Genomic DNA, 25,517 nt, shown 5'->3' on the forward strand with positions numbered 1-25,517 from the left:
CTGGTTCTCCGCGAAATCTATTTAGGTAGAGCGTCAGCTGAATTCTCCAGGGGGTAGAGCACTGGATGGGCTAGGGGTCCTCACCGGATTACCAAACCTAACCAAACTCCGAATACCTGGAAGAAATAGCTGGCAGACACACGGCGGGTGCTAACGTCCGTCGTGGAGAGGGAAACAACCCTGACCACCATCTAAGGTCCCCAAGTTATGGCTAAGTGGGAAAGGATGTGAGGATCCCAAAACAACCAGGATGTTGGCTTAGAAGCAGCCATCATTTAAAGAAAGCGTAACAGCTCACTGGTCTAAATAAGGGTCTTTGCGCCGAAAATGTAACGGGGCTAAAGCCATACACCGAAGCTGTGGATTTGCTGTAAAGCAAGTGGTAGCGGAGCGTTCCGTAAGCCTGTGAAGGGAGACTCGTGAGAGCTCCTGGAGGTATCGGAAGTGAGAATGCTGACATGAGTAACGATAAAGGGAGTGAGAGACTCCCTCGCCGAAAGTCCAAGGGTTCCTGCTTAAAGTTAATCTGAGCAGGGTTAGTCGGCCCCTAAGGCGAGGCCGAAAGGCGTAGTCGATGGGAACCACGTTAATATTCGTGGACCTGTGGGAAGTGACGGATTGCGTAAATTGTAAGGTCTTAATGGATTGATCTTGCAGTGAAGCAGTTCCAGGAAATAGCTCCCACATATAGACCGTACCCGAAACCGACACAGGTGGACAGGTAGAGAATACCAAGGCGCTTGAGAGAACTACGTTGAAGGAACTCGGCAAATTGCACGCGTAACTTCGGAAGAAGCGTGACCCTTTAGCGGGCAACCGTTAGAGGGTGGCACAGACCAGGGGGTAGCGACTGTTTACCAAAAACACAGGGCTCTGCGAAGTCGCAAGACGACGTATAGGGTCTGACGCCTGCCCGGTGCTGGAAGGTTAAGAGGAGATGTGCAAGCATTGAATTGAAGCCCCAGTAAACGGCGGCCGTAACTATAACGGTCCTAAGGTAGCGAAATTCCTTGTCGGGTAAGTTCCGACCTGCACGAATGGCGTAACGACTTCCCCGCTGTCTCCAACGTAGACTCAGTGAAATTGAATTCCCCGTGAAGATGCGGGGTTCCTGCGGTTAGACGGAAAGACCCCGTGCACCTTTACTATAGCTTTACACTGGCATTCGTTTCGACATGTGTAGGATAGGTGGTAGACTTTGAAGCAGGGGCGCCAGCCCTTGTGGAGTCATCCTTGAAATACCACCCTTATCGACATGGATGTCTAACTGCGGTCCGTTATCCGGATCCAGGACAGTGTATGGTGGGTAGTTTGACTGGGGCGGTCGCCTCCTAAAGAGTAACGGAGGCGCGCGATGGTGGGCTCAGAACGGTCGGAAATCGTTCGTCGAGTGCAATGGCATAAGCCCGCCTGACTGTGAGACTGACAAGTCGAACAGAGTCGAAAGACGGTCATAGTGATCCGGTGGTCCCGTGTGGAAGGGCCATCGCTCAACGGATAAAAGGTACGCCGGGGATAACAGGCTGATGACCCCCAAGAGTCCATATCGACGGGGTTGTTTGGCACCTCGATGTCGACTCATCGCATCCTGGGGCTGGAGCAGGTCCCAAGGGTATGGCTGTTCGCCATTTAAAGCGGTACGTGAGTTGGGTTCAGAACGTCGTGAGACAGTTCGGTCCCTATCTGCCGTGGGTGTAGGAATATTGACAGGATCTGTCCCTAGTACGAGAGGACCGGGATGGACGTATCTCTGGTGGACCTGTTGTGGCGCCAGCCGCATAGCAGGGTAGCTATATACGGACGGGATAACCGCTGAAGGCATCTAAGCGGGAAACCCACCTGGAAACAAGTATTCCCTCGAGAACCGTGGAAGACGACCACGTTGATAGGTCAGGTGTGGAAGTGTGGTAACACATGAAGCTTACTGATACTAATCGTTCGATTGACTTGATCGTTCTTATTGCTTATGTTCATCATAGTGAATAAAGGCATATTTTTTATGCCACGCCTTTTGAAAAACCAGCTTCTTTGTTTAATGCGCTTTGCCGACCTGGTGGTTATGGCGGAGCGGCTGCACCCGATCCCATTCCGAACTCGGTCGTGAAACGTTCCAGCGCTAATGGTACTTTGCCTTAAGGCACGGGAGAGTAGGTCGCTGCCAGGTCTGCTAAGCGTATTAAACAGAACGGTTTTATTAAAAATAGCTTTATTGAATATCTATGCTTTTCCTCTAATGGAAAAGACATAGGATATAGCACTATTGAAATGTCAGACTGAATGAAATCCATTGATCTATTACAGATATAGGGTGGTTTTGATATTCAAGTAGGGAACAGTTTGTGGTATAGTAGGGCAGGTTTTAAGATATACTCTTAAAACAGCTATTTGTCTTCTTAGTAGATGAATTATATCCATGAGTGGCTCCTTATAACGCTTTATATAAAGCTTATCTGATTATTCAAGTTTTGTCGCGGGGTGGAGCAGCCCGGTAGCTCGTCAGGCTCATAACCTGAAGGCCGCAGGTTCAAATCCTGCCCCCGCAACCAACTTTGCCTAGATATATCAAAGACTTACGCAATTCTGCCTGCTGCTAAAACAACGCCTTAATCCCACTGCGGAAGCACTACGGAAGCACGCGGCAACGAAAACAACCGTATCCCCCCAAACACCAGCGTAGCCTCAAAATAATTTGCAGCATATGCCCAATCAATCCACCGCCCTCAAGGCGGCTTTTTTTTGTCTATTTTTAGCTTCTTCCCAAGCGCTTGGCGGCCTATCGTTGTGCAATTCGTTTGACCCCGACCTTCAGGTTTTTGAACAGCGGTATTATCATAAGTTAACCGTGATGATCAGCATTGCGTTTGTTGACTTAGAAAGACTTCTATATAGATTGCATTTTGGGCGCAATACTGTCTCAATTTGGGGTATTTCATGGTTGCCAAAAAAATGAATCGTATAGGATAGTATAAATAGAACCTATAGTGAACATATGAGAGTGGTGGATAAGGGCTATAGCCTGCTGCAATGATCAGATTTCTTATAAGGATGAACCTTTGCTTAGAGCAGGGGCGGCTTATGCTACGAAGGTAAAGCGACTTAGGCGGGCTTAATCCTTAAAATATTAAGAATTGTAATTTTTGTAGCTCTAACTTTTATGCAAATGTAAAATTATATGGGAGAGTTTTTTGACTGCAGAGATTGCTCAATTTATTCGTAAAATTCCGCGTGATTCATTAAAGACATATTTTGAGAAGAAACCGCATCGCCTTGCAGACTTTGTTGATTGGAATGATGATAAAACGGATCATGTCAAGCCACTGCTCAAGGCAGTTGATGAATTGACGGATACAGAATTGGCTAAACTCAAAATTGATGCAGAGCGTGTTCATGAAATGACCGATGATATTGGCCAGCAAGCTCTTTTGTCTGCTGTTTCTGATCAGGATATGCCTCATTATTCATCTCTTGAAAGCGCCCATGATAGAGCGCTTTTTGTATTTTTGCAGAGCCCTGATGCTTTTAGCCGCGCCGAGGATATTCGTTATGCTGATGACTATAGGAAAGGGCGTATGTGGGATGGCTTCCTTGGCCCGAAAGATTTGCCTGTGCTCTGTGACGAACAACATATCAGTGCGTTTGAGAATGTGCTTGCAGATTATTTTCGAATGGGCGGACAGATTAAGGTTGAAATTTTTAATCGAACGCGTCTTGATCTTGAAGACTGTGATTTAGTGCAAATCATGATTTATCGTGAGGGATTGCCTGCTAGCTATTTAGCATTTGAAAATAGAGAGTTGACAACAAAACAGCGCCGCCCTGTTAATGAAATGGTACTGACCTATGAAGCAAGATCTGGAACGATTGAAGTTATAGCAGAGCGTAGGGAATGCCGCGAGGAATTGGTCAAGCTTTTTTCTAGAACTTTATTGCAACAGCCGATGGAAGAATCACAGCGTGTTCCGCTAAGGAAATATGATATAACAAAACTGCTTCAACCATATGATTTCCCGACCGATCCAGAAGATGGTATTGAAGCTGTGAAAGTGATGATGCTAGAGCTCCGCCCCTATGATAATGGCAATAAAGTTCGCCTTACGCTTACAGCAAAGGAAAGCAAAACCATTCACGAAATATCCGATGAATGGTTCGACGCTTATGATCCGTTACGCATGGGTTTTTTAGCTTCCAAAGCCAAGCTTTCTATTCGATTTAAACCCGATAGCTGTGACCGCCGTGGTAAAACTTTGCCGGTTGAAATCACATGGCCCAATGGCTGCGATCTCAAGGGAAAAACAAGTAAGGAACAGCTGATTGGCGATAAATATTTGAAACGTTGGGGGCTTTTAAAAGAAATCGAATGAAGCCGTCTTACGAGTTGATAATAGCCTTATGTAAAATCATAAATAGCCCAACTTCATCTATCAATGGCGATAATTTAGCTGAACATTTTGGTGTGACTGGGCAGAATCTTATTAAGAGCGGTGCCTTAAAAGAAATTGCCCCGCGTCATGATATGCCAATGCTCTGTGATCATGAGGGGCGATCTGTTGAAGTTGTGCGCCATAATGGTAAGAATTGTTATTTTTCCCCTACGTCCGGTTGGGTTGAAGTGTCGAGCTCTGCTCTTCAACTTTATAGTTTTTGTGCCGATTGGCTTGTTTCTCGATTCAAAGAGGTTTTAGCTATTGAGTCTCATGTTAAGACACGGGCTATAATGGGTAATGCAGCGTGGGACTTGGGTGAAGCGCGGCTTATGCGCACAAAACAGCCGATTATTTTAGTAACACAATTGCGCAAGGGCCGTATATTTAGTGCTATTGTGGCTTATTTGAATGAGCGCCACAAGAAAAAGCCAGCCTTGTTAATTGCATTAGATCACCAGCTGCCATCCTATCTTTCATTACCGTCACAAAATAGGTATGTTCTTTTAGGGGATGTTCTTGCCCGGAATGATAAAGATTTTGCGCTTAATTTTGATTATCTGGTCGAAGTCATGGGTGCTAGCATAAAACGGCCAGGTTTTAGCAATGGCTATCGCACCGCCATGATTGAAGGCCAAGAATATAGCTTCACGAAAAAACAAGCAGATGCCATAGAAATGATGGATAAAGCTGGAAAGCCGTTGCATCAGGATGAAATTATGGCAGAGGTTGGTTCAAATCAAAAGTTGATCGGTCTTTTTCGAAGTAAAGGCACATCCCATCCTGCATGGAACGTTATCATTAAAGGTGACGGCAAAGGCTCTTATTGGTTGGAATATTAGATCTTTCTTTTTGTCGTATAAAAAGCCTCGGACATGCACCGGGGCTTTTTTTTATTCTTCTTTTTTCATTTTCACACTGATTTTCACATAGTTGTCACACCGAAAATCACACAGGCCAAAGCGTATCTTGAGAGCACCTATTCACGATTACGAAAGAAGGTTCTCATGGAAAAATCATTTTTAAATCAAGTTGATCTTTCACGGCGTTGGGGCATTTCTGCTCGGACGTTAGAGCAATGGCGCTGGCGCGGTGAGGGGCCTGCGTTTATCAAGATCGGGAGGGTCGTTCGCTACCGTGCGGAGGATATAAGGCACTATGAAAAGCAGCATATTTTGACCTGTAGCGGGCAGACTATTCCTTCTTACACAAATAATTCTCAAAAGACGCAGGAGGAAATGGATGCGGTTGGAGGTGATCAATGACACTTCCGATTATCTCCGCTGATGAGCGGCTTAAGGAAGCCAAAGGTATTAAGGGTTGCATTTTTGGCAAAAGCGGTATTGGCAAAACATCACTGCTTTGGACGCTGCCTGCAGAAAATACACTGTTCTTTGATCTTGAGGCTGGTGATCTGGCCATTGAAGGTTGGCAAGGCGACACCATCCGCCCGCGTACATGGCAAGATTGCCGTGATATTGCAGCCTTTATTGGCGGCCCGAACCCGGCATTGCGCGATGAGCAGCCGTACAGCCAAGCCCATTATGATGCTGTCACCGCCAAATACGGCGATGCCGGAGCGCTGGATAAATACGACACGATCTTCATTGACAGTATCACCGTTGCCGGACGCTTGTGCTTCAACTGGTGCAAGGGCCAGCCACAGGCATTTTCTGACAAAACAGGCAAACCCGACACGCGTGGTGCTTACGGCCTGCATGGTCAGGAAATGATTGCATGGCTGACGCATCTTCAGCACACACGCGGCAAGAATATCTGGTTTGTCGGCATTTTGGACGAAAAGACCGACGACTTTAATCGCCGTTTTTATCAGCCGCAAATCGAAGGCAGTAAAACAGCGTTAGAGCTACCGGGTGTCGTTGATCAGGTCATTACCATGAGCGAGATGACAAGCCCCGAAGGCAAGTCATCCCGCGCTTTTATTTGCCACACCATTAATGAGGCTGGCTATCCAGCCAAAGACCGCTCTGGCCGCTTGGATCTTATGGAAGAGCCGCATTTGGGCCGCCTCATGCAGAAGATTGTGGGCAAAGCCAAACCTGCTGCCGAACGCCTCACCTTCTCAATTGAACAGGAGGCACCGGCCAGAAATGCTCCTCAATCTCTACAAAACTTTAATACGCAAGGGAGCCAAAAATGAATTGGAATGATTTTAATGGTGCAGACGATCAGACGAGCTTTGAGCTTATTCCTGCTAAAACTTTGGCCAAGGTGCGCATGGTCATCAAACCCGGTGGCCATGATGATGCGGCGCAAGGCTGGACAGGCGGTTGGGCAACACGCAATCACAATTCTGGTGCCGTTTATTTGAATTGCGAATTTGTAGTGTTGGAGGGCAAATATGCCCGCCGCAAAATCTGGAACCTTATTGGCCTTCACAGTGAGAAAGGCCCCAATTGGGCGAATATTGGCCGAGCCTTTATTAAGGGCATCTTAAATTCAGCTCGCGGAGTGAGGGATAAGGATAACTCCCCCACAGCGCAAAATGCCCGTCGCATTCATGGGCTTGGTGATCTTGATGGTATCGAATTCGTTGCCCGTATTGATGTTGAGAAAAATCAAAATGGCGATGATAAAAACGTCATTAAGCTCGCTATCACACCGGATCATAAAGACTATGTAGCTCTGATGGGCTCTATACCGAGTGCAGCTTCGTTGCCTCAAGCCAGTAATGCGCATGCCGCATCGACAAATTCCACTAGCGATCTCCCTTCTTGGGCGAAGTGATAGGAGGCGGCATGTTACTTCGACCAAGACAAAAGGAGCTTGTCTCTAAAACCGTTGAGGCGCTTTATACTCATGGCAATACGTTGGCGGTGGCGCCAACGGGGGCTGGCAAAACAATCATGCTCTCCGCCGTTCTGGGGCGCATGTTTGAGCGTGATATTTGTAAAGCCTGCGTGCTTGCCCATCGTGATGAGCTGACCTTCCAAAATGAAAGCAAATTCAAGCGCGTTAATCCAGGACTTTCTACAAGCATCTTTAATGCTAATGAGAAAAGCTGGAATGGCGACGTCGCCTTTGCCATGGTGCAGACCTTGGCGCGTGAGAATAATCTCAACGCAATGCCTGCTTTTGATGCGCTTGTTATTGATGAAGCCCATCATGCCCGGGCTGACAGCTATATGCGCGTGATTGAAGCGGCAAAACAACGCAATTCAAATCTGAAACTCCTAGGCATGACCGCAACGCCAAATCGTGGCGATAAAAAAGGTCTGCGGCCTATCTTTTCCAATGTTGCCGATCAGATCACGGTTAAGGAGTTGATTTCTTCGGGGCATCTTGTACCGCCGCGCACATTCGTTATGAATGTGGGTGTACAAGAAGAGCTCAGCAAAGTGCGCAAAACAGCCCTTGATTATGATATGGGCGCTGTTGCCGATATCCTTAACACACGGCCGATTAATGAGGCGGTTGTTCAGCATTGGCGTGAGAAAGCAGCAACGCGTCAAACTGTTGTGTTTTGCTCAACCGTCGAGCATGCGCGCGATGTCACGACGTGCTTTCGCAATGCGGGTGTGGCTGCTAGCATGATTTGGGGCGATATGAGCGAGCAAGAGCGTTCTCAAACGCTAGACGCTTATAGTAAAGGTGATTTGCAAGTCATCGTTAATGTCGCAATGCTGACCGAAGGCTGGGATCATCCGCCGACATCTTGCATCGTTTTACTGCGCCCAAGCTCTTATAAATCCACCATGATCCAGATGATCGGACGTGGTTTGAGAACAATTGATCCTGCTGAATTTCCAGGCATTGTGAAGAAAGACTGTATTGTACTGGATTTTGGTACCTCGACCCTTATGCACGGTTCACTTGAAGATGAAGCCCGGCTTGATGGTCAAGATGGCGGCGGCGAGCAGCCTTATAAAACTTGCCCTGACTGTAGCGCCCAAGTGCCGCTTGCCAGTAAAGAATGTTCCCTATGCGGCTATATTTGGGAAAGCCAAGAAAAGGTGCAAACCACACAGATTGATCAGTTTCAAATGAGTGAAATTGACCTTCTCAAGCGTTCAAGTTTCCTATGGTGCGATTTGCGTGGTGATGATCAGTATTTCATTGCGACGGGCTTTGAAGCTTGGGGCGGTGTCTTTTATCGCGATGGTGTTTGGTATGCAGTTGGAGGGCGGAAAAATCATCCTGTGCAGCTTTTAGCCGTTGGAGAACGCCGAGTCTGTTTTGCTGCAGCCGATGATTGGATTAACACATTTGAAACCGAAAGCGCAGCGCATAAAACGAAAAGTTGGTTGCATCAACCAGCGAGCGAAAAACAACTTAATCTTCTGCCCGCTCAATACCGCAATGACTTTAGCCTAACACGCTATAAAGCCTCAGCTCTGATAACCATGCAATTTAATCATAGGGCCATTCGTCAAGCAATTGAAACAGGGAGGATGAGCGCATGAGCAATCTGACTGATTTCGAACAAGTGTGTATCAGCAAAGTTCTGCGTCCTCTTGGCGAATATGTCGCTGAGATTGGCGCTGGCAAAGCCTTTCAAGATCTCACGCGTGAGCAAGTTTTGACGCTGATTGAAGTCGTTGTGACGAATTACATGGACGAGCTTTCCAAAGGCAGCGATGAGGTACCGTTTTAATGTTGGATTTTAATCACAGACCTAGCTTCACGGAACACCTTACTCAACTTATTGATGATGCTTTATGCACGCAAAGCAAGACGCAACCCACACGCAATTACCTTGGCGCTTCTCGTCTTGGCGAAAATTGTAGCCGTAAATTGCAATATGAATATATTAATGCAACTAAAGATGAAGATTTTTCTGGACGAACCTTACGGATCTTTGCGGCAGGACATCTGTTTGAAGACCTAGCCATAAGCTGGCTGCGTCTTGCAGGTTTTGAGCTTTTTACCGAAAAGCCGCATGGCGGTCAATTTGGCTTCTCAGTGGCAAGTGGGCGTATTCGCGGCCATGTTGACGGAATTATTAATGGCGCGCCCGAAGCACTGGGGCTCACATTCCCGATGCTATGGGAGTGTAAGTCGCTAAATAACAAATCATGGCAAGATACGGTCAAGCGTGGTGTTACAAAATCCAAACCGATTTATGCAGCGCAAATAGCGCTCTATCAGGCCTATATGGAAGGAAGCGTGCCGGGCATTAGTCAAAATCCGGCGCTTTTTACTGCTATTAACAAAGACACAGCAGAGCTTCATTTTGAGCTTGTATCCTTTGATGCGGCCTTGGCTCAAAAAGCTAGTGACCGAGCTGTGAGTGTTTTAAAAGCCACGCAAGCCCATGAACTATTGCCGCGTCACACGAGCGATCCCGAGCATTTTGAGTGTCGCTTTTGTGCTTATAGTAAGCGTTGCTGGGAATTATCTGCATGACAGTCAACTGGCTCGACTTCAACGATGCGCCAGCACAATATGGTGCAAGCGATATGCCATCTATTTCCGTGGATCACATTCGCCAGCGACTTTTGGCACGGTTGCAGCATGCTTTAGCGCATTTATTCCCTGCTGGATGCATCAAGCGTGGTGTGTTTGAGATTGGGGACCTTTGTGGAACGAAGGGCGATAGCCTCAAAATTGAGCTTAGCGGCGCCAAGGCCGGTATGTGGCATGATTTTGCAACGGGCGAAGGTGGTGACATTTTTTCCCTTTGGGCTGCCCGCCATAATCTGGATACCAAGCAGCAATTTCCACAAGTGATAGAGAGCATTCGTGACTGGTTGGGGCTTTCATCTGCTGCGCCGGTACCTGTTCCTCAAACTAAGCCTGCAAAGCAACTCCATAAAGACGAGCTTGGCCTATACACGGCTAAATGGGACTATCTAGACGGTGATGGCAAGCTGATTGCCTGTGTCTATCGCTACGACACGCCGCAAGGCAAAGAATTTAGACCTTGGGATGTACTCGCGAGAAAACATCAAGCGCCAACGCCAAGACCACTCTTTAATCAGCCGGGCCTTATTAAAGCTCAGAATGTGGTGCTGGTTGAAGGTGAAAAAGCGGCTGAAGCTCTCATACAACATGGTATTACAGCAACGACTGCCATGAATGGGGCTAAGGCGCCATTAGACAAAACAGATTGGTCGCCGCTCAAAGGCAAGCATGTGCTGATCTGGCCTGATCATGATGAGGCTGGTCGCACTTACGCTGCAGCTGTGCGTAGCTATTTGCAGGCGCAAGGTTTTGTTGCGTCTCTCACACTCATAGAAACCCCAAGCGATAAGCCTGAAAAGTGGGATGCGGCGGATGCTGTGTCTGAGGGCTTGGACATTCACGCCTTTCTTGCTTCATGTCCTAAAAAGTGCCAAGAAAACGTTACCGCGGTTCCTGCCTTCACGGCGGGCCATTTGCTTGATGATCGCTCACCCATGCCGGAAGATTTGATCGCGCCGCGCGTGCTAACGCCAGGTGGACTGATGGTGTTTGCTGGCGCGCCAAAGGTCGGCAAAAGTGATTTTTTGCTCTCATTGCTCGCCCATATGGCGGCGGGTGTTCCCTTCCTTGGCATGACACCACCACGGCCGTTGCGGATCTTTTATCTGCAGGCGGAGATTGGCTATCATTATTTGCGTGAGCGATTGCAAAATATGACCTTTGAGGCCGCGCTGCTGTCTTTTATTCGCAAAAATCTCGTCATTACACCGCAATTTAAAATGTTGCTCAATGATCAGGGCGTGGCAGCGACGGTTGGAACCATTCATCACCATTTTGGTGCGTTGGGTGTCGATATTATCGTTGTAGATCCACTTAGAAACGTTTTTGATGGCGGTGAAGGGGATGCTGGCGAAAATGATAATCCGGCCATGTTGTTTTTCTTGCAGCAACGGCTCGATACTTTACGTGCGCTGGTCAATCCTGATGCTGGGATTATCCTCGCCCATCATACACGCAAAATCCAAAAGAAACAGCTGGAAGAAGACCCGTTTCAGGCGCTTTCCGGAGCCAGCAGTCTGCGCGGCTATTACAGCACTGGCCTCATCATGTTTCAGCCAGAGGAGAACCAATCGCATCGACAGTTGATATTTGAGCTTCGAAACGGGCCACGCTTGCCAATAAAAACGATCGATAAAACAGGCGGTCAATGGATTGAATTGAACCCCTTAAATGAGCGTCTTGTGCGAGCCGATATGGGTGCCAAATATGATGCAGAACGTAATCGCAAGCATGATGTTATTTTGTCCCTATTATTTGATGAGGCAGCACAGGGGCGGCTTTATACCACAACCCAGTTTTGTGAGGCATTTGAGAATAAGAGCGGGCTAGGCAGCCGTTATACCATTCGCGAGCGCATCAGCGTTTTAGCCACCAAGGGCTATCTCAAATACCGCCGTGATTTTGCCGATCATGGCTTTCCACCGGTGCGCTCACGCTTTGGCTATCTCTGTGTCGAAGGCATGCTTTTCGGCCATGAGATGTTTATTGATGAGCAGACAGGAGAGGTTTTAAGTGAAGGCCTCTCTGTCTTGCCAACGCATTTCAAATGCCCTCATTCCGGTCTTTCTAAAGAAGTCGAAAATCCAAAAATATGGATCTATCCGGAGGGCGAAAATGCATAGTTTTGCCCTGCGGATAGACTCCATATGTTTACCCATCAAAGGTCAAATAAGTCGTAGTCATAGTACTACGACTTCGTCCTCACTACGACTTAAATCAAGCAAAATCAATAGGTTAATGCAAGTCGAAGTCGTAGGCCTACGACTTACCACTACGACTTCTGAAAATACAAATAATTCAATCAAATCAAAGCATTACCTTAAAAAGAGGACTTATAGGGGAAACCCTATACTTACGTATAGGCATGAGCGTAAACGCTGTGCCTATACGAAGCATAAGTCCTGCCATCCCCCCCAATCAGTATCAACAACCAATCAAGAGGTCTCAATGGAAAAATTCAAACCCAATTCAGTTATCAAGGATTTCTTGACAACTCCAGTTCGTCGAAATTCCCGACAAACTGAAAAGGATCAATTACTGGTACGTGCAGAAAATGCACAAACCACTCAACCAATTTTGCTTGCCCTTGATCTTGGCACCACCACAGGTTGGGCGCTTTGCAATCAAAATGGGCGCATCATCAGTGGCACAGCGCATTTTCGTCCCCGTCGCTTTGAAGGCGGTGGCATGCGTTACTTGCGCTTTGAACGCTGGCTTAACGGGACACACAGCGTCTGTGACGGTATTGAGGCTATTTATTTCGAGGAAGTCCGTAGGCATCTTGGGGTTGATGCCGCTCATGCCTATGGCGGACTTTTAGCCTCCCTCACATCGTGGTGTGAAGAACAAAATATTCCCTATGAGGGCGTACCGGTCGGCACGATCAAGAAATTCATCACTGGCAAGGGCAATGCAGGCAAAAGTGCTGTTATCAACGCTGTGCGGGCGCTTGGACATAGACCCGAAGACGACAATGAGGCCGATGCGCTGGCGCTTCTGCACCACGCTTTGGCACAACACGCACAGCCTAAAGCTTGATCAATAGGGAGGATAGCATCATGACAGATTGGAATGAAAAACTTGTGGCAGGCCGATTTGAAGAAGCCATGTTAACGCTCAAGAGACTGCCGCCCGTCCGTGCGCGCGGTTATTTGGAGGCATGGCCACAAATTGTTCGCTCACGTGAGGAAATAGCAGATAGCGAGCTTGAGCCATTACGGCTTCAGGCAACGCCGCAGGCGATTTCTCGCATGGAAGAAACCTCACGTTGGGTGAGTTGGCTCTCTGAGGCCGAGCGTCACTTGATTTGGCAGCGTGCTGCACGGAGACCTTGGAAGCTGATTTGTGGGGAGATGGGGTGTGATCGTAGCACAGCGTGGCGTAAATCGCAGCTTGCCTTGGCAAAAATCGTAGCGCGCTTGGAGAGTGAAAAAAAATGAGTGTTGCAACATTTTTCTATTCGACAAATGCAACAAGAAAAGCTATGTTAAGAGCTATAATCGCGGCACTATGTGTTATGCTGATTTGATGATTTCTTTCCTATATTTTCTAAAAATTATTGACCGCGGGTCCTCCCTAGGGCTGCACCCTATGCGGGCGGGCAGCGCGCGGCATTTGCCTAGCGTCAGGGTGCAAAAACTGGTTCGCAGTTTGCAGCTGGTTTGCGCATCACGAATACACAAAAAGGTTTAAAAATGGATCTCAATGTTCAGCAGATTGCGCTCGAGCAGCTCATTCCCTATGCGCGCAATGCTCGCACCCATAGCGATGCGCAGGTTGCGCAAATTGCAGGCTCGATTGCTGAGTTTGGATTTGTTAATCCGGTACTGGTTGGCGGCGATCATGTTATCATCGCAGGCCATGGTCGAGTGATGGCCGCGCAAAAATTGGGCCTTACAACCGTACCAGCCATCATGCTGAAGCATTTGACCGATAATCAACGTCGCGCCTTGGTGATTGCCGATAATAAGATCGCTGAAAATGCCGGTTGGGACGAGGATTTATTGCGCTTAGAGCTGCAAAGCCTTGTTGATGAAGATTTTAACTTGGACTTATTAGGCTTCAACGATGTGGAATTGGATGATTTATTATCTTTAGATGATGATGAAACAGTCGCACTTGATGATAATATTCCAGAAGTACCGGAGCAACCGGTGAGCCGTTTAGGCGATCTCTGGATTATGGGCGAGCACCGTTTGCTCTGCGGCGATGCCACCGTTGAAGCTGACCTACAAAAGCTGATGGCAGGCGCGTTGGCCGATATGGTTTTTACCGACCCGCCATACAATGTGAATTATGGTTATACAGCTAAGGATAAACAGCGTGCTAAAAGCAGCACCAAGGCTGGCCGCACGATCATGAACGACAATTTGGGTGATGATTTTGAAGCGTTTTTGACAGCAGCGTGTAAAAACATGCTGGAGCATACCAAAGGTGCTCTCTACATCTGCATGAGCTCAAGCGAGCTTGATACGCTGCAAAGCGCTTTCCGTAAGGCGGGTGGCAAATGGTCGACCTTCATCATCTGGGCGAAAAACACCTTCACGCTTGGCCGTTCGGATTATCAGCGGCAATATGAGCCTATTCTCTATGGTTGGAAAGAAGGCAATGATCACTATTGGTGCGGCGCCCGTGACCAAGGTGATGTTTGGTTTTACAACAAGCCGCAAAAGAATGATTTGCACCCCACCATGAAGCCGGTTGACCTTGTGATACGCGGGCTTAAAAACTCAAGCAAATCGCAAGATATTGTACTTGATCCTTTTGGCGGCTCGGGATCAACTTTGATCGCGGCAGAGCATACAGGCCGACAAGCGCGATTGATGGAATTAGACCCCAAATATGTCGATGTGATCATATGTCGCTGGCAAAAAATGACTGGCAAACAGGCATGCTTGTCAGATACAAATGAAGCCTTTGAAGAGGTAGAAAAAAAGCGCCTAGGCGCAATAGATAAAACCTCATAGCCAATGGAGATCTATGAAACTTTATCTGCTGTACTATATAATTGTTTAAGATAATAGCGTCGCTCACTGTCTATTTTTTGCGAAGAGAGCGCAAAGCCTTCAAGTTTGTTGATGACCCTTGAGAAAAAGCCGCGGACTGTATGTTGCTGCCAATTGGTTAGTGTCATAAGTTCTTCAATGGTCGCGCCTTCATGGCGACTTAAAAGCGCAATGATTTGTGTTCTCTTTGTTGTTTTTTGTGCTGGCTTAGGCGTTTCAGGGCGATTTGGGAGCGTGATAATGTGTCTTTGCTTTGTTGGTTGTTCGTTTTGCTGTTGTGTCGTCATAGGGTAGCTCCTTCTTTTTACACAGTCATGAATGCTTCAAAGAGCAGCATTATCAAGTCAATTTTGACGGTAAAGGAAAGGATATGGGCTTATCTATTCGCGCCTATGCAAGGCAACGTGGTGTGAGCGATACGGCGGTACGCAAAGCCATAAAACAAGGGCGGATTACAGCTGAATCGGATGGGACGATTGATGGTGAGCGCGCTGATCGAGAGTGGTTATCCAATACAGTTAAGCCGCAAATAAAGCAGACGATAAAGACTAAACCCAGTCCCCCCGCAGCAGCGGTGAAAGCGGTCGAAGCAACGTTGAGAGAACATGGCACACCAGTCACATCAGGCGGCACGACCTATATGCAGGCTAAAACCGCTAATGAGGTTTTAAAGGCGCAAACCAATCGTGTGCGTCTTCAGCAATTAAAAAATGAGCTGATTGACCGTAACGAGGCTATTGCGCATGTGTTTCGGCTGGCGCGTCAGGAACGCGATGCGTGGCAGACATGGCCCGCAAGAATTTCCAGCCAAATGGCCACCGAACTTGGTACGGATGCACACCTATTACATGTGACGCTGGAGCGCTATGTTCGTGAGCATTTGGAAGAGCTGGGAGGGATCAAGGTAAACTTTAAACAATAATGGATATCAGGTACTTTGTTTGAGGGATCGCGAACAGTTGAGCAGGCTTGGGCAGAGGGCTTAAAGCCTGATGCTTTATGAGTATTTCGCAGTGGTCGGACCAATATCGCTTTTTATCACCAAAGTCAGCTGCAGAGCCCGGGCGTTGGCGCACGGAACGCACGCCCTATTTGCGCGAAATCATGGATCAGCTTTCGCCGCATCAGCGCGCCCAGCGCGTTGTGTTCATGAAGGGTGCACAAATTGGCGGTACAGAAGCGGGCAATAATTGGATCGGCTATGTCATCCATATGGCTCCCGGTCCAATGATGGCAGTTGCGCCGACAGTCGAGATGGCGAAGCGAAATTCCAAACAAAGGATTGATCCGCTTTTAGAAGATTGCTTTGAGTTGAAAGCGCGGGTGAAACCTGCGCGCTCAAGAGATTCTGGCAATACGGTGTTGTCAAAGGAGTTTCCGGGCGGCGTTTTGGTGATGACAGGAGCCAATTCAGCGGTGGGGTTGCGCTCAATGCCGGCGCGCTATTTGTTCATGGATGAGGTGGACGGCTATCCGGGTGACGTTGAGGGCGAAGGGGATCCGATTTTATTGGCAGAACGCCGTAGTGCGACCTTTCAAAGGCGTCGTAAGGTTTTTCTTGTGAGCACACCAACTTTAAAAGGCGTATCGCGCATCGCACGGGAATTTGAGCATTCCGATCAGCGTTATTTCCACGTTCCATGCCCTCATTGTGGCCATAAGCAGCCGCTCCGATTTTCGCAGCTGCGTTGGGTTGAAGGTCAGCCGCGTGATGTGCGCTATGAATGTGAATCTTGTGAAGCCTTGATTGAAGAATATCACAAAACGGAGATGCTCGCTAAAGGCGAGTGGGTAGCAGCAACGCAAGGTGATGGCCAAACAGTTGGCTATCATCTTTCTTCACTTTATAGCCCCGTCGGTTGGTTTAGTTGGTCAGATGCAGCAAGTATGTTTGAACAAGCCAAACAGCACCCTGAATTGATGAAAAGTTTTGTCAACACGGTTCTGGGTGAGCCGTTTGAAGAAGAACATGAAGCGCCAGACTGGGAGCGACTTTTTATGCGCGGCGGGAAACTTACGCGCAAAGCGTTGTGCCCAAGACAGGCTTATTTTTAACTGCTGGTGTGGATGTGCAAAAAGACCGCCTTGAATGTGAGGTGGTTGCTTGGGGTCGCGATAAACAAAGCTGGTCTGTCGATTACATTGTGCTCGATGGTGACACGGCACGTCGTGAGGTATGGCAGAGATTAGAAGAGGTTTTGCGTCGTGATTGGCCGCATGAAACTGGCCACACTATGCCCATTCGTGTGATGGCCGTGGATTCTGGTTATGCCACGCAAGATGTCTATGCATGGGTGAAGGGCCAGCCACAGGCGGTTTGGGGCGCGGGCGGCGCAAGGGCTAGCCAGCCGCGTACCGTTGTGGCCATCAAAGGTCAAGATCGGGATACAGCGCTTATTTTGAGCGTCTCAAAAGCCGATGTTGGCGGTCGCAGGCGCGGTCTTCGTGTTTGGAATATTTCAGGCCCGGTCGCCAAGGTTGAACTGTACCGTTGGCTGAAACTGGACTGGCCCTCAGAGGCTGAATTGAAAGACGGCATGCCATATCCGGCAGGAAGCTGTCACTTTCCGCAATATGCGGAAGAATATTTCAAGCAGCTGACAGCGGAGCGACAGATCATTCGCGTGCATCACGGTTATCCGCGGGCTGTTTGGGAAAAAGATCCAACGCGCCATAATGAGGCGCTGGATTGCCGCGTTTATGCGCGCGCTGCTGCCAGTATTTATGGCTTAGACCGCTTTTCTGAACGCCATTGGTTACAGCTGGAAGAAGTCTTGGGTAAAGCTGTGTCAGCAATACAGATTCAAACGCAACGAACAGAGACAAAGGAAGTAAGGGTTTTGAACGAGCGCTTGAAACAGCGGCCTGTTCAGATGGCTGACGATCCGTATTTGTGAGGACAAGAGGCGAGAAAGGGCGTAGCTCTGACAGGGAATAGGCAAATGCCATGACAGATTTAGTTACATTGAAAAGTCGGCTTGATGAGGCAGAAAACGCCTATCACTTGCTGATGACGGGCAGTAAAGAAGTCTCAGTCAATATAGGCGGCTATGGGGCGGTGACCTATCAAAATATCGATGCGCCGAAACTAGAAAAATATATCTTACAGTTGAAAATTAAAATCGACCGCAAACAACGGGGCTTTGGTCGCAAAGCCCTTTATGTGGAGTTTTAAGCATGAGCAGTCATAATGGCCAATCCGACACGGCGCACCGCGCAGCCTCTATGACAGCAAGAGAACTGGCTTCATGGCTGCCCGCGACAGGATCTGCTGATAGCGACTTAAATTCTGAGCTGAACACTTTGGTCTCACGTTCGCGAGATCTTGTGCGCAATCATGGCGTTGCCTCTGGTGCATTTCAAACCCTCACCGATAATGTTGTTGGTACAGGGCTAAGGTTAGCCGCACAGCCCGACTATCGCACGCTTGGGTGGGATAAAGCATGGGCTGATGCATGGGCGCGTCAAGTGGAAGCTTTATGGCGCAGCTGGGCGGATACCATGGATTGCGATGCGGCGAAATCGCTGACTTTTGCAGGATTAACGGCGCAAATCTATCGCTCATCCATGCTCAATGGTGAGGCTTTGGCGTTGCCACTGTGGTTAAAAGACCGGCCCTTTGCGACGGCCCTACAATTGATCGAGCCAGATCGCTTAAGCAATCCAGAGGATAGGCCGGACACGCAATCGCTGCGTGGCGGCATTGAAATTGATATTTACGGTGCACCCAAAGCCTATTGGATTCGCAAACATCATCCGGCAGATGTTTCTTCTTCTGCAAGCGCATCGCAAGATTGGCAACGTGTACCGGTCGAGACAGCCTTTGGGAGGCGGCGCGTTCTGCACCTTCACACACATGAGCGGATCGCGCAACGACGAGGCAAGCCGCTTTTAACCAGCATTATGCCTTTGTTTAAAATGCTTGATCACTATGAGCGGAGTGAACTCCAAGCCGCGGTTGTCAATGCCATGATCGCGGCATTCATTGAAACCCCGCTTGATAGTGAGGCCATCGGTGAAATGTTTGGTGGCAGTGTTGATGAGTATCTTGCCGCACGCAATGAATGGAAGGTTCGGTTGCAAGGAGGTGCGATTATTCCAGTCTTTCCGGGTGATAAAGTATCACCTTTTACGCCTAGCCGCCCCAATAGTGGCTATGGACAATTTGTTGAAAATGTACTGCGTCATATCGGTGCGGGGCTCAATATTCCGTTTGAATTATTGATGAAGGACTTTTCCAAAACCAACTATTCCAGTGCACGAGCCGCACTCATGGAGGCATGGCGATTTTTCATGGGGCGTCGGCAGTGGTTAGCGACTTATTGGGCGCGCCCCGTCTATGAATTGTGGTTGGAGGAAGCCATTGGCAAAGGGTTGGTGGAAGCCCCCGACTTTTATCAAAACCGGCATGCTTGGACGCGCTCGAAATGGATTGGCCCTGGTCGCGGCTGGATTGACCCTGTCAAAGAGGCAGAAGCCTCTCGTATTCGCGGGAAAATGGCCTCTCAACTCTAGAAGAAGAATGTGCATCACAAGGCTTGGATTGGGAGGACGTTTTGGAACAGCGGGCCCGTGAACAGGCTAAGATGAAGGAGTTGGGACTAACGATGCCAACGCCGCTGGTACACCGACAGCAGGATGATAAAGATGAGATTATGGAATAAAGCTACCGCTGAGCCTTGGGCGATTACGTCTGCAGCGCTAACGGCAATTTTAGAAATTGCGGCAAAGCAAAATGCACCGCCGGAAGCGGTGGCAGCAAAACTCGGACGAGAGTTGCAAAACAGTTATCGCCTTGAAATAAGAGATGGCATAGCGGTCCTACCCGTGGTGGGGCCGCTTTTTCGTTATGCCAATCTTTTCACGCAAGTCAGTGGTGCTTCTTCTTATGAATTGCTGGCCAAGGATTTCACGCACGCGCTTAAGAACTCGGATATTCAGGCCATTGTCTTGAATATTGACTCTCCAGGCGGTGAAGTGAACGGCTGCGCTGAATTTGCTGATATGATTCATGAAGCGCGCGGGATTAAGCCGATCATTGCCTACGCCTCTGGTGATGCTGCCTCTGGTGCTTACTGGATTGCCGCCGCCGCGGATGAAATCGTGGTGTCTAAAACCAGTGCTCTTGGCTCTATTGGCGTGGTCGGCGTTTATCGTGGCAATAAGGGTGACGACGCCGTGGAAGTTGTGTCTTCACAAAGCCCTTATAAACGGCTTGATCCAGATACTGATGACGGCCGCGCGCGGCTGCAACAGCGCATTGATGCAATGGCCACTGTCTTTGTTGAAGCGGTTGCCAAATACCGCAATGTATCGGCAAGCCATGTACAAAACCACTATGGCAGCGGCGATGTGTTAATCGGTGAAGCTGCTGTACGCCAAGGTCTTGCTGATCGTATCGGCTCATTTGAAAAACTCTTGCAGGAAATCAACGCTCAGTTTGTTGAGGAGCCTCTGCATTCTATAAACGCAAACCCGAAGGAAACGAGCATGGCTGATATATTAAAAGCCTGCGGGAGGCTTATCCCGATTTAACCGCCAGTCTTGAACATGACGTTAGGCAAAACGCGACAATGGATGAACGTAGCCGCGTGCAGGCTATTCTCTCTGATGAAGCAGCTAAGGCGCGAACAGAGCTTGCGCAATATCTCGCTTTTGAAACGGATATGAGTGTTAGCGCTGCAGTGTCGCTTTTGGCTAAAGCGCCTTGTGAGACCGCTTCTCGTGATGGGGTGTCAGGGTTTAACGCGGCCATGGCCGCTATCCCCAATCCTGAAATTAGCGCGTGCCTTGAAGATGAAGACGACGATGCAGAGTCCGTTGCTAAGCGGCTTGCTGCTTATTAATGCAAAGGAAGAAAAACAATGAATGCTTATTCTAAATATGCCGGTGGCTTTACTGATCAAGGATCTTACACAGCTGATAATCTGATTGCCGGTGAATTTCCTATTGTTCAACGCGTTGAAACCATTACTGGCGGTAAAGCCTATCCGCGCGGCGCTGTGCTTGGGCGCATGACTGCCTCAGGCGCTTATACGCTAAGTGATGCGAGTGCGACGGATGGCACAGAGAAACCAGTCTGTATTCTCGCGCAATCCATTGACACCACTCAAGGCGATATCAAGGCTGTGGTTTATCACTCCGGTGAATTTAACAGCAATGTCCTGACCTATGGGACTGGGCATGATGCGGCAAGCGTTTGTAGCTCTTGGCGCGTCAATGGGCCTTCTACTTTATTTTTACGGCATAACCAGGAAGTTTAACCATGGTCAATATTTTCTCTACATTCGTTTTAAACCGCACCGTGGAATATTTAGAGCGGCCAGCCTCCTTTTTGCTTGATACGTTTTTTGGTTCGATTCAAACCGAGGAAGCAGAGGAGATTCACTTTGACATTGATCAGTCAAAGCCTCGCCTTGCACCCTTTGTATCACCTTTTGTTGCGGGCCGTGTTGTCGCCAATGAAGGCTTTACAACGCAAAGCTTTAAGCCTGCTTATGTGAAAGACAAACGCCGCTTTGATGCCAATACGCCGCTCAAACGCAGTATTGGTGAGAAAATTGGTGGCGCATTGCCTGCAAACCGTCGTTTAGAGGCTGCGGTCGCCCGTGCCTTGCGTAATCAGGTGGAAAATCTCACACGTCGTGAAGAAGTGATGGCGGCTGAAGCTTTAACTAAAGGAACGGTGACTGTTTCCGGTGAGGATTATCCAACAAAAATCGTCGATTTTAAACGTGATCCAGCTTTGACTCTGGCTCTTACCGGAGCAGTGAAATGGAGCAACATTGATGCCCCTGCCTTAGACCATTTAGAAGATTGGGCCGGCTTAATCCAAGAAAAATCGGGAGCTGTGGCACGCCATGTGATCATGGATCCCAAGGCATGGCGCCATTTTCGCAAAAACAAACAAGTAATCGGTCAACTAGAAATCCGTCGCGGCACAGCTGCGACCATTTCAACCGATCCAATTATCCGTGGCCAAGGACAGGAGAAAGCACGCTATGTTGGTTCTATCGGGGATTTTGACTTTTATGTCTATAATGACGTCTACATCAATGATAACGGGCAATTGCGGCACCTATTGCCTGACGCTACAGTTGTGCTTGTCAGCCGTGAGCAATTAGAAGGCACGCGCTGCTATGGCATGATCATGGACGAGAAGGCTTCGTTTAAAGCCGTGCGGTATTTTTCAAAATCATGGCTGGAGGAAGATCCGGCGGTGCGGTGGCTTTTGCTGCAATCTGCGCCGCTTATCGTGCCTTATCGCCCCAATGCGTCCTTATGTGCAACGGTCGCTTAAAAGGAGATCGCCGATGGAGATTATAGCAAAAATATCGCTTCAAACGCCCGATGGTACTGTCCAACCGGGAAAAATAATTAAACTTGATGACACAGGCGCGAATGCTTTAATTGCACGTGATTTTGCCGAGCCGATTGGGCAGGAAATGTTGATTAAAAAGCCGGAAAACAATGAACGAGATGCAGATATTTTGAGCATTATGGATGCCATCGCTGTATTGGATGCTAGCGGCTTTGGTAAAGACGGCAAGCCTTTGGTCAAAGCACTGGAACATGTGCTGGATCGTGATATCAGCCAAGAGCAGCGCGATCAGGCTTGGAAACGTTATGAACAGGATAATGCCTCATGATCCCAAGTTTCAAACAGGCGGTAGATCGACTGTTTGATCGCTTGGGTCTGGATGCGCTCTACCGAGTGAATGGCGAAGATACAGCTATCAAAGTTATCCTGAAATCACCGGATCAGATCGTTGATTTTCGGGAAGCGCAAATCCACACCCCAACCAACATAATAGAGGTACGGGTAACGGAGATTGCTAAGCCAAAAGCAGGTGATGAAATTATCCTTGAGGGTGCTGCCTATCGCATTCAGGGCGAGCCACTGTGCGATGCACATCATCTGGTGTGGAAAATGGAGGTGCTCAAATGCGCTTGCAAGCAGCCATGAAAGGCGATTTGGAGCAATATTTAAAAGCTGAATTATTAGAGGCTGAACATGCTGTAACTGGAGCCATCCGCATCGTCACAACGGGCCTTAAAAACACTCTACGCACACAAGTGGTTGCAGCCGGTCTTGGCGCGCGCTTGGCTAAATCATGGCGCGGTGACGTCTATCCGAAACGAGGCACAAGCCTAAAGGCCGCTGGCATGGTTTACACCAAAGCAGCCAAGATCATGGAGGGTTTTGAAGAAGGCCAAGTGATCAAAGGAAAAGATGGTTTTTGGTTGGCTATTCCAACCCCGAATGCACCAAAGAAGGTTCTGGGTAAACGTGTTACGCCCGGTAATCTTGAAAAAGCACGCGGGATTAAGTTGCGTTTTGTCTATCGTCCGCGCGGCCCGTCTTTGCTCGTTGCTGAAAATATGCGAGCCTCTTACAGCCGCAAAACAGGTGATCTGCGGGGTTTTAGAAAAGCCAGTCAATCGGCGCTTAAATCCGGTCGTGGTCTTACATCGGTGGTGATGTTCTGGATGGTGGTGCCGCAAGTCAAAATGCCAAAGCTCATCCGCTTTGAGCCGGAAGCCGCAAAATGGCACAGGCGTATCCCTGAGCTAATCGTCAAATATTGGAAAGATTAGAAATGACATCAAAACGCGAACAGGCTTTGCAGGGCCTTTTTTTATGTCTGCAGCAAGGCTTGCCCGCTATTCGTGTTCTTCGCAATGAAGTGCTGAAAACGGCTATCCCTGAAGGCGGGCTTGTGGTGTTGCGTGATGGTGATCTGGGCGAGCCGGATATTTTGCTTTCGCCGCCACGCTATATCTATAAGCACCGCGCTGAAATTGAGGTCTTTGTGCAAAAGGCCGACAGTACGCAGCGTGATAGCGCGTTTGATCAGCTTCTTATGCAGATTGGTGCTGCATTAAACCGTGCAGGAACGCTTGACGGCGTCATCGATATTTTAAGTCTTGGGAGCCCTGAAGTTTTGACTGAACCCATTGAGGGTGGCGCGACAATTAAAGCGGCTACATTGCCCGTCATTTTGGAATATGTGACGGAAAGCCCACTCATTTAACGACACAAATAGGAGAGAAATATGGCGCGTGCTTATGGCTGGAATGCTCGGCTTTTGCTTGGCTTTGAGAAAACATATGGTGAGCCGCGGTTAACCGGTGATTATAATCTGGTTCCATTTATTTCAAGCTCGCTGGATAGCGAACAAGGCTTAATTGAGTCAAGCGTTCTCGGTTTAGGTCGAGATCCAACGGCGCCTTTCCAAGATGTAATCAACGTTGATGGTGACATTGTCGTACCAGTTGATCTTCGCAATATTGGTTATTGGCTGAAAGCCTTATTTGGAGCACCGACAACAACAGGAACCGACAACTATACGCACAGTTTTACATCTGGCAAAGTCAATTTGCCAAGCTTGAGCTTAGAGATTGGTTTGCCTGATGTGCCAGACTATCCGCTTTTTACCGGTGTGCGTGCCAATAGCTGCGCCTTTAATTTTCAACGATCAGGTGAAGCACAAGTGACAATAGGCCTGATGGGCCAAGCGGAAGTTGCTGCAAGACAAACACGTGCCACCAATCCAACACAAGCAGCTTATAGCCGCTTTTCGCAATTTCAAGGCTCAATTAAAAGTGCCGGTTCTCTGCTTGCCAATGTCACAGCCGCGTCGCTGACTTATAGCAATAATCTAGAGAAGATTGAGACTATTCGCGATGATGGCAAGGTTGAGGCGATTGACCCTGGCATGAGTGCGCTCACAGGCTCTATTTCGTTGCGGTACGGCGATAATACGCTGATGGATTTAGCCCGTTCTGGCACGCCAATTGATATTGAGCTTGCTTACGCAATTGATGAAGATCACAAACTCACAATGACAGCCCATGAAGTTTATCTGCCCAAACCAAAACGCAGCATTAGTGGCCCGGGGGGCATTGAAGCTTCTTATGATTTTCAAGGGGCTAAAAACGCAACACTTGGAAAAATGCTCACCATTACCCTAACTAATGATGTAGAGGATTATACTTAATGCTTAAATTATCGCTACCGACGCAGCCTTATTGGCTTGATGTTGGATTTGAAGTGCGCTTGAAGGTTCGCCCTTGCACAAGTGCTATATTTTATCAAGCGCGTGCTTTCATGAACCAGAAACTACAAATCCTTGGCGAGGCTTACCGTGCACAAAAAGATGTTGGCGTGGTGCAGTCAGATTTGCCCAATCTTGAGGATAGCAATGTGCGTGAGGCTTTAGCTGAACAATATTTAACACTTGGCCTAGCGCGTGCCGGTATTATTGAATGGGAAGGCATTTGTGAGGCTGATAGCGACGCATCAGCACGCGTGACGTCTGAAAAAATCGAAGAACTATTTGCTGCCTATTGGGTGATTGCCGAAACATTTCGTCAGCAATATACGGGGCTGCGCGAAATGTTGGAATCGGAAAAAAACGCCTACGGGCTCGTATCCGGTGGCACTTCGGAGACGGGCCAAGATATTGCAGCAACTGCGCTGAACAAGACCGAGCCTGCGCGAGGGGGCAAAAAGGTGAAAACGGCAAACAATGCCCCTATTATGAGCACAGCTTAAAAACATTAGAAGGCTGGCAGGCTTTTGATATCGCCTGCAAATTAGTCACACAAATCCATGAACGCTTTCCTTTAGAGACGGCATTGCAACTCAGCAGCTCACTTGGTT

The 25,517-nt window shown here is 48.4% G+C and carries 26 protein-coding genes, 1 tRNA gene, 2 rRNA genes and 1 pseudogene (1 of these 30 running past the window's edge); 29 read left to right on the forward strand and 1 reads right to left on the reverse strand.

From position 1 onward, the window contains the following. The 15 genes from ACK28X_RS04740 to ACK28X_RS04810 all read left to right on the forward strand — a co-directional run. Positions 1 to 1,955, forward strand: a 23S ribosomal RNA gene (locus ACK28X_RS04740); it begins 848 nt to the left of the window's first position. A gap of 94 nt (positions 1,956 to 2,049) precedes the next feature. Beyond that, positions 2,050 to 2,164 (forward strand): 5S ribosomal RNA (gene rrf / locus ACK28X_RS04745). Between the two features lie 305 nt (positions 2,165 to 2,469). After that, a tRNA-Met gene (locus ACK28X_RS04750) sits at positions 2,470 to 2,546 on the forward strand. A gap of 639 nt (positions 2,547 to 3,185) precedes the next feature. After that, positions 3,186 to 4,361, forward strand: a complete 1,176-nt coding sequence (locus tag ACK28X_RS04755) for a hypothetical protein (protein WP_412057305.1) — start codon at positions 3,186 to 3,188, stop codon at positions 4,359 to 4,361. Beyond that, on the forward strand, positions 4,358 to 5,263 hold the full coding sequence (locus ACK28X_RS04760; RefSeq protein WP_412057306.1) for a hypothetical protein: 906 nt from the start codon (positions 4,358 to 4,360) through the stop codon (positions 5,261 to 5,263). Before ACK28X_RS04755 ends, ACK28X_RS04760 begins: the two co-directional genes overlap by 4 nt. Before the next feature lie 165 nt (positions 5,264 to 5,428). Next, positions 5,429 to 5,686, forward strand: coding sequence for a helix-turn-helix transcriptional regulator (locus ACK28X_RS04765; RefSeq protein WP_412057307.1), 258 nt, complete (start codon positions 5,429 to 5,431; stop codon positions 5,684 to 5,686). Next, positions 5,683 to 6,582 carry an ATP-binding protein gene (locus ACK28X_RS04770; protein WP_412057308.1) on the forward strand — a complete coding sequence of 300 codons (900 nt, stop codon included), beginning with the start codon at positions 5,683 to 5,685 and terminating at the stop codon, positions 6,580 to 6,582. Before ACK28X_RS04765 ends, ACK28X_RS04770 begins: the two co-directional genes overlap by 4 nt. Continuing rightward, a complete protein-coding gene (locus ACK28X_RS04775) occupies positions 6,579 to 7,169 on the forward strand; it encodes a hypothetical protein (RefSeq protein ID WP_412057309.1) in 591 nt (196 codons plus the stop codon). The genes ACK28X_RS04770 and ACK28X_RS04775 overlap by 4 nt, the downstream gene beginning before the upstream one ends. 11 nt (positions 7,170 to 7,180) lie before the next feature. Continuing rightward, positions 7,181 to 8,845, forward strand: a complete 1,665-nt coding sequence (locus ACK28X_RS04780; protein ID WP_412057310.1) for a DEAD/DEAH box helicase — start codon at positions 7,181 to 7,183, stop codon at positions 8,843 to 8,845. Continuing rightward, positions 8,842 to 9,036 (forward strand): DUF6511 domain-containing protein, encoded by a 195-nt coding sequence (locus ACK28X_RS04785; RefSeq protein WP_412057311.1) that lies wholly within the window; start codon positions 8,842 to 8,844, stop codon positions 9,034 to 9,036. The genes ACK28X_RS04780 and ACK28X_RS04785 overlap by 4 nt, the downstream gene beginning before the upstream one ends. After that, positions 9,036 to 9,788: a hypothetical protein gene (locus ACK28X_RS04790; RefSeq protein ID WP_412057312.1), complete on the forward strand. Its 753-nt coding sequence runs from the start codon at positions 9,036 to 9,038 to the stop codon at positions 9,786 to 9,788. Before ACK28X_RS04785 ends, ACK28X_RS04790 begins: the two co-directional genes overlap by 1 nt. Next, positions 9,785 to 11,968: an AAA family ATPase gene (locus tag ACK28X_RS04795; RefSeq protein ID WP_412057313.1), complete on the forward strand. Its 2,184-nt coding sequence runs from the start codon at positions 9,785 to 9,787 to the stop codon at positions 11,966 to 11,968. The genes ACK28X_RS04790 and ACK28X_RS04795 overlap by 4 nt, the downstream gene beginning before the upstream one ends. 325 nt (positions 11,969 to 12,293) lie before the next feature. Next, the gene (locus tag ACK28X_RS04800) at positions 12,294 to 12,884 is read left to right on the forward strand and encodes a crossover junction endodeoxyribonuclease RuvC (RefSeq protein WP_412057314.1); all 591 of its coding nucleotides are present in this window, start codon (positions 12,294 to 12,296) and stop codon (positions 12,882 to 12,884) included. A gap of 20 nt (positions 12,885 to 12,904) precedes the next feature. Further along, a complete protein-coding gene (locus ACK28X_RS04805; protein ID WP_412057315.1) occupies positions 12,905 to 13,285 on the forward strand; it encodes a DUF6362 family protein in 381 nt (126 codons plus the stop codon). A gap of 255 nt (positions 13,286 to 13,540) precedes the next feature. Then, a complete protein-coding gene (locus tag ACK28X_RS04810) occupies positions 13,541 to 14,812 on the forward strand; it encodes a site-specific DNA-methyltransferase (RefSeq protein ID WP_412057316.1) in 1,272 nt (423 codons plus the stop codon). Positions 14,813 to 14,823: 11 nt separating this feature from the next. Here the strand turns inward: ACK28X_RS04810 and ACK28X_RS04815 are convergent, their stop codons facing one another. After that, positions 14,824 to 15,138 carry a DUF3489 domain-containing protein gene (locus ACK28X_RS04815; protein ID WP_412057317.1) on the reverse strand — a complete coding sequence of 105 codons (315 nt, stop codon included), beginning with the start codon at positions 15,136 to 15,138 and terminating at the stop codon, positions 14,824 to 14,826. An 83-nt stretch (positions 15,139 to 15,221) separates the two neighbouring features. On the opposite strand from ACK28X_RS04815, the gene ACK28X_RS04820 reads away from it, so the two are divergent. From ACK28X_RS04820 to ACK28X_RS04885, 14 genes and pseudogenes are all read left to right on the forward strand, one after another. Further along, on the forward strand, positions 15,222 to 15,773 hold the full coding sequence (locus ACK28X_RS04820) for an elements of external origin (protein WP_412057318.1): 552 nt from the start codon (positions 15,222 to 15,224) through the stop codon (positions 15,771 to 15,773). 182 nt (positions 15,774 to 15,955) lie between these two features. Further along, positions 15,956 to 17,748: pseudogene (locus ACK28X_RS04825) on the forward strand (phage terminase large subunit family protein). A gap of 50 nt (positions 17,749 to 17,798) precedes the next feature. After that, positions 17,799 to 18,026, forward strand: a complete 228-nt coding sequence (gene gpW, locus ACK28X_RS04830; protein ID WP_412057319.1) for a gpW family head-tail joining protein — start codon at positions 17,799 to 17,801, stop codon at positions 18,024 to 18,026. A gap of 2 nt (positions 18,027 to 18,028) precedes the next feature. Further along, positions 18,029 to 19,366, forward strand: a complete 1,338-nt coding sequence (locus ACK28X_RS04835) for a phage portal protein (RefSeq protein WP_412057320.1) — start codon at positions 18,029 to 18,031, stop codon at positions 19,364 to 19,366. 132 nt (positions 19,367 to 19,498) lie between these two features. After that, the gene (locus ACK28X_RS04840) at positions 19,499 to 20,386 is read left to right on the forward strand and encodes a S49 family peptidase (protein WP_412057321.1); all 888 of its coding nucleotides are present in this window, start codon (positions 19,499 to 19,501) and stop codon (positions 20,384 to 20,386) included. Between the two features lie 38 nt (positions 20,387 to 20,424). After that, positions 20,425 to 20,697, forward strand: coding sequence for a hypothetical protein (locus tag ACK28X_RS04845; RefSeq protein ID WP_412057322.1), 273 nt, complete (start codon positions 20,425 to 20,427; stop codon positions 20,695 to 20,697). An 18-nt stretch (positions 20,698 to 20,715) separates the two neighbouring features. Further along, positions 20,716 to 21,114 carry a head decoration protein gene (locus ACK28X_RS04850; protein ID WP_412057323.1) on the forward strand — a complete coding sequence of 133 codons (399 nt, stop codon included), beginning with the start codon at positions 20,716 to 20,718 and terminating at the stop codon, positions 21,112 to 21,114. Between the two features lie 2 nt (positions 21,115 to 21,116). Beyond that, entirely contained in the window at positions 21,117 to 22,151 is a 1,035-nt protein-coding gene (locus ACK28X_RS04855) for a major capsid protein (protein ID WP_412057324.1), read from the forward strand. A 13-nt stretch (positions 22,152 to 22,164) separates the two neighbouring features. Then, positions 22,165 to 22,500, forward strand: a complete 336-nt coding sequence (locus ACK28X_RS04860; protein ID WP_412057325.1) for a hypothetical protein — start codon at positions 22,165 to 22,167, stop codon at positions 22,498 to 22,500. Further along, the gene (locus tag ACK28X_RS04865; RefSeq protein ID WP_412057326.1) at positions 22,497 to 22,817 is read left to right on the forward strand and encodes a hypothetical protein; all 321 of its coding nucleotides are present in this window, start codon (positions 22,497 to 22,499) and stop codon (positions 22,815 to 22,817) included. Before ACK28X_RS04860 ends, ACK28X_RS04865 begins: the two co-directional genes overlap by 4 nt. Further along, a complete protein-coding gene (locus tag ACK28X_RS04870; RefSeq protein ID WP_412057327.1) occupies positions 22,796 to 23,449 on the forward strand; it encodes a DUF6441 family protein in 654 nt (217 codons plus the stop codon). The genes ACK28X_RS04865 and ACK28X_RS04870 overlap by 22 nt, the downstream gene beginning before the upstream one ends. A gap of 2 nt (positions 23,450 to 23,451) precedes the next feature. Continuing rightward, a complete protein-coding gene (locus ACK28X_RS04875) occupies positions 23,452 to 23,886 on the forward strand; it encodes a hypothetical protein (RefSeq protein WP_412057328.1) in 435 nt (144 codons plus the stop codon). Between the two features lie 21 nt (positions 23,887 to 23,907). Next, a complete protein-coding gene (locus ACK28X_RS04880; RefSeq protein ID WP_412057329.1) occupies positions 23,908 to 24,852 on the forward strand; it encodes a phage tail tube protein in 945 nt (314 codons plus the stop codon). Next, a complete protein-coding gene (locus tag ACK28X_RS04885; RefSeq protein WP_412057330.1) occupies positions 24,852 to 25,409 on the forward strand; it encodes a hypothetical protein in 558 nt (185 codons plus the stop codon). Before ACK28X_RS04880 ends, ACK28X_RS04885 begins: the two co-directional genes overlap by 1 nt. Positions 25,410 to 25,517: the final 108 nt, after the last annotated feature.

It is taken from the genome of Bartonella sp. DGB2 (assembly GCF_046843095.1).
Classification (GTDB): Bacteria; Pseudomonadota; Alphaproteobacteria; order Rhizobiales; family Rhizobiaceae; genus Bartonella.

Bases quoted from the DNA above. Each gene is read 5' to 3' on its own strand.
- ACK28X_RS04760 (WP_412057306.1), top strand. From the start codon at position 4,358: ATGAAGCCGTCTTACGAGTTGATAATAGCCTTATGTAAAATCATAAAT.
- ACK28X_RS04765 (WP_412057307.1), top strand. From the start codon at position 5,429: ATGGAAAAATCATTTTTAAATCAAGTTGATCTTTCACGGCGTTGGGGC.
- ACK28X_RS04770 (WP_412057308.1), top strand. From the start codon at position 5,683: ATGACACTTCCGATTATCTCCGCTGATGAGCGGCTTAAGGAAGCCAAA.
- ACK28X_RS04775 (WP_412057309.1), top strand. From the start codon at position 6,579: ATGAATTGGAATGATTTTAATGGTGCAGACGATCAGACGAGCTTTGAG.
- ACK28X_RS04780 (WP_412057310.1), top strand. From the start codon at position 7,181: ATGTTACTTCGACCAAGACAAAAGGAGCTTGTCTCTAAAACCGTTGAG.
- ACK28X_RS04785 (WP_412057311.1), top strand. From the start codon at position 8,842: ATGAGCAATCTGACTGATTTCGAACAAGTGTGTATCAGCAAAGTTCTG.
- ACK28X_RS04790 (WP_412057312.1), top strand. From the start codon at position 9,036: ATGTTGGATTTTAATCACAGACCTAGCTTCACGGAACACCTTACTCAA.
- ACK28X_RS04795 (WP_412057313.1), top strand. From the start codon at position 9,785: ATGACAGTCAACTGGCTCGACTTCAACGATGCGCCAGCACAATATGGT.
- ACK28X_RS04800 (WP_412057314.1), top strand. From the start codon at position 12,294: ATGGAAAAATTCAAACCCAATTCAGTTATCAAGGATTTCTTGACAACT.
- ACK28X_RS04805 (WP_412057315.1), top strand. From the start codon at position 12,905: ATGACAGATTGGAATGAAAAACTTGTGGCAGGCCGATTTGAAGAAGCC.
- ACK28X_RS04810 (WP_412057316.1), top strand. From the start codon at position 13,541: ATGGATCTCAATGTTCAGCAGATTGCGCTCGAGCAGCTCATTCCCTAT.
- ACK28X_RS04815 (WP_412057317.1), bottom strand. From the start codon at position 15,138: ATGACGACACAACAGCAAAACGAACAACCAACAAAGCAAAGACACATT.
- ACK28X_RS04820 (WP_412057318.1), top strand. From the start codon at position 15,222: ATGGGCTTATCTATTCGCGCCTATGCAAGGCAACGTGGTGTGAGCGAT.
- gpW (WP_412057319.1), top strand. From the start codon at position 17,799: ATGACAGATTTAGTTACATTGAAAAGTCGGCTTGATGAGGCAGAAAAC.
- ACK28X_RS04835 (WP_412057320.1), top strand. From the start codon at position 18,029: ATGAGCAGTCATAATGGCCAATCCGACACGGCGCACCGCGCAGCCTCT.
- ACK28X_RS04840 (WP_412057321.1), top strand. From the start codon at position 19,499: ATGAGATTATGGAATAAAGCTACCGCTGAGCCTTGGGCGATTACGTCT.
- ACK28X_RS04845 (WP_412057322.1), top strand. From the start codon at position 20,425: ATGGATGAACGTAGCCGCGTGCAGGCTATTCTCTCTGATGAAGCAGCT.
- ACK28X_RS04850 (WP_412057323.1), top strand. From the start codon at position 20,716: ATGAATGCTTATTCTAAATATGCCGGTGGCTTTACTGATCAAGGATCT.
- ACK28X_RS04855 (WP_412057324.1), top strand. From the start codon at position 21,117: ATGGTCAATATTTTCTCTACATTCGTTTTAAACCGCACCGTGGAATAT.
- ACK28X_RS04860 (WP_412057325.1), top strand. From the start codon at position 22,165: ATGGAGATTATAGCAAAAATATCGCTTCAAACGCCCGATGGTACTGTC.
- ACK28X_RS04865 (WP_412057326.1), top strand. From the start codon at position 22,497: ATGATCCCAAGTTTCAAACAGGCGGTAGATCGACTGTTTGATCGCTTG.
- ACK28X_RS04870 (WP_412057327.1), top strand. From the start codon at position 22,796: ATGCGCTTGCAAGCAGCCATGAAAGGCGATTTGGAGCAATATTTAAAA.
- ACK28X_RS04875 (WP_412057328.1), top strand. From the start codon at position 23,452: ATGACATCAAAACGCGAACAGGCTTTGCAGGGCCTTTTTTTATGTCTG.
- ACK28X_RS04880 (WP_412057329.1), top strand. From the start codon at position 23,908: ATGGCGCGTGCTTATGGCTGGAATGCTCGGCTTTTGCTTGGCTTTGAG.
- ACK28X_RS04885 (WP_412057330.1), top strand. From the start codon at position 24,852: ATGCTTAAATTATCGCTACCGACGCAGCCTTATTGGCTTGATGTTGGA.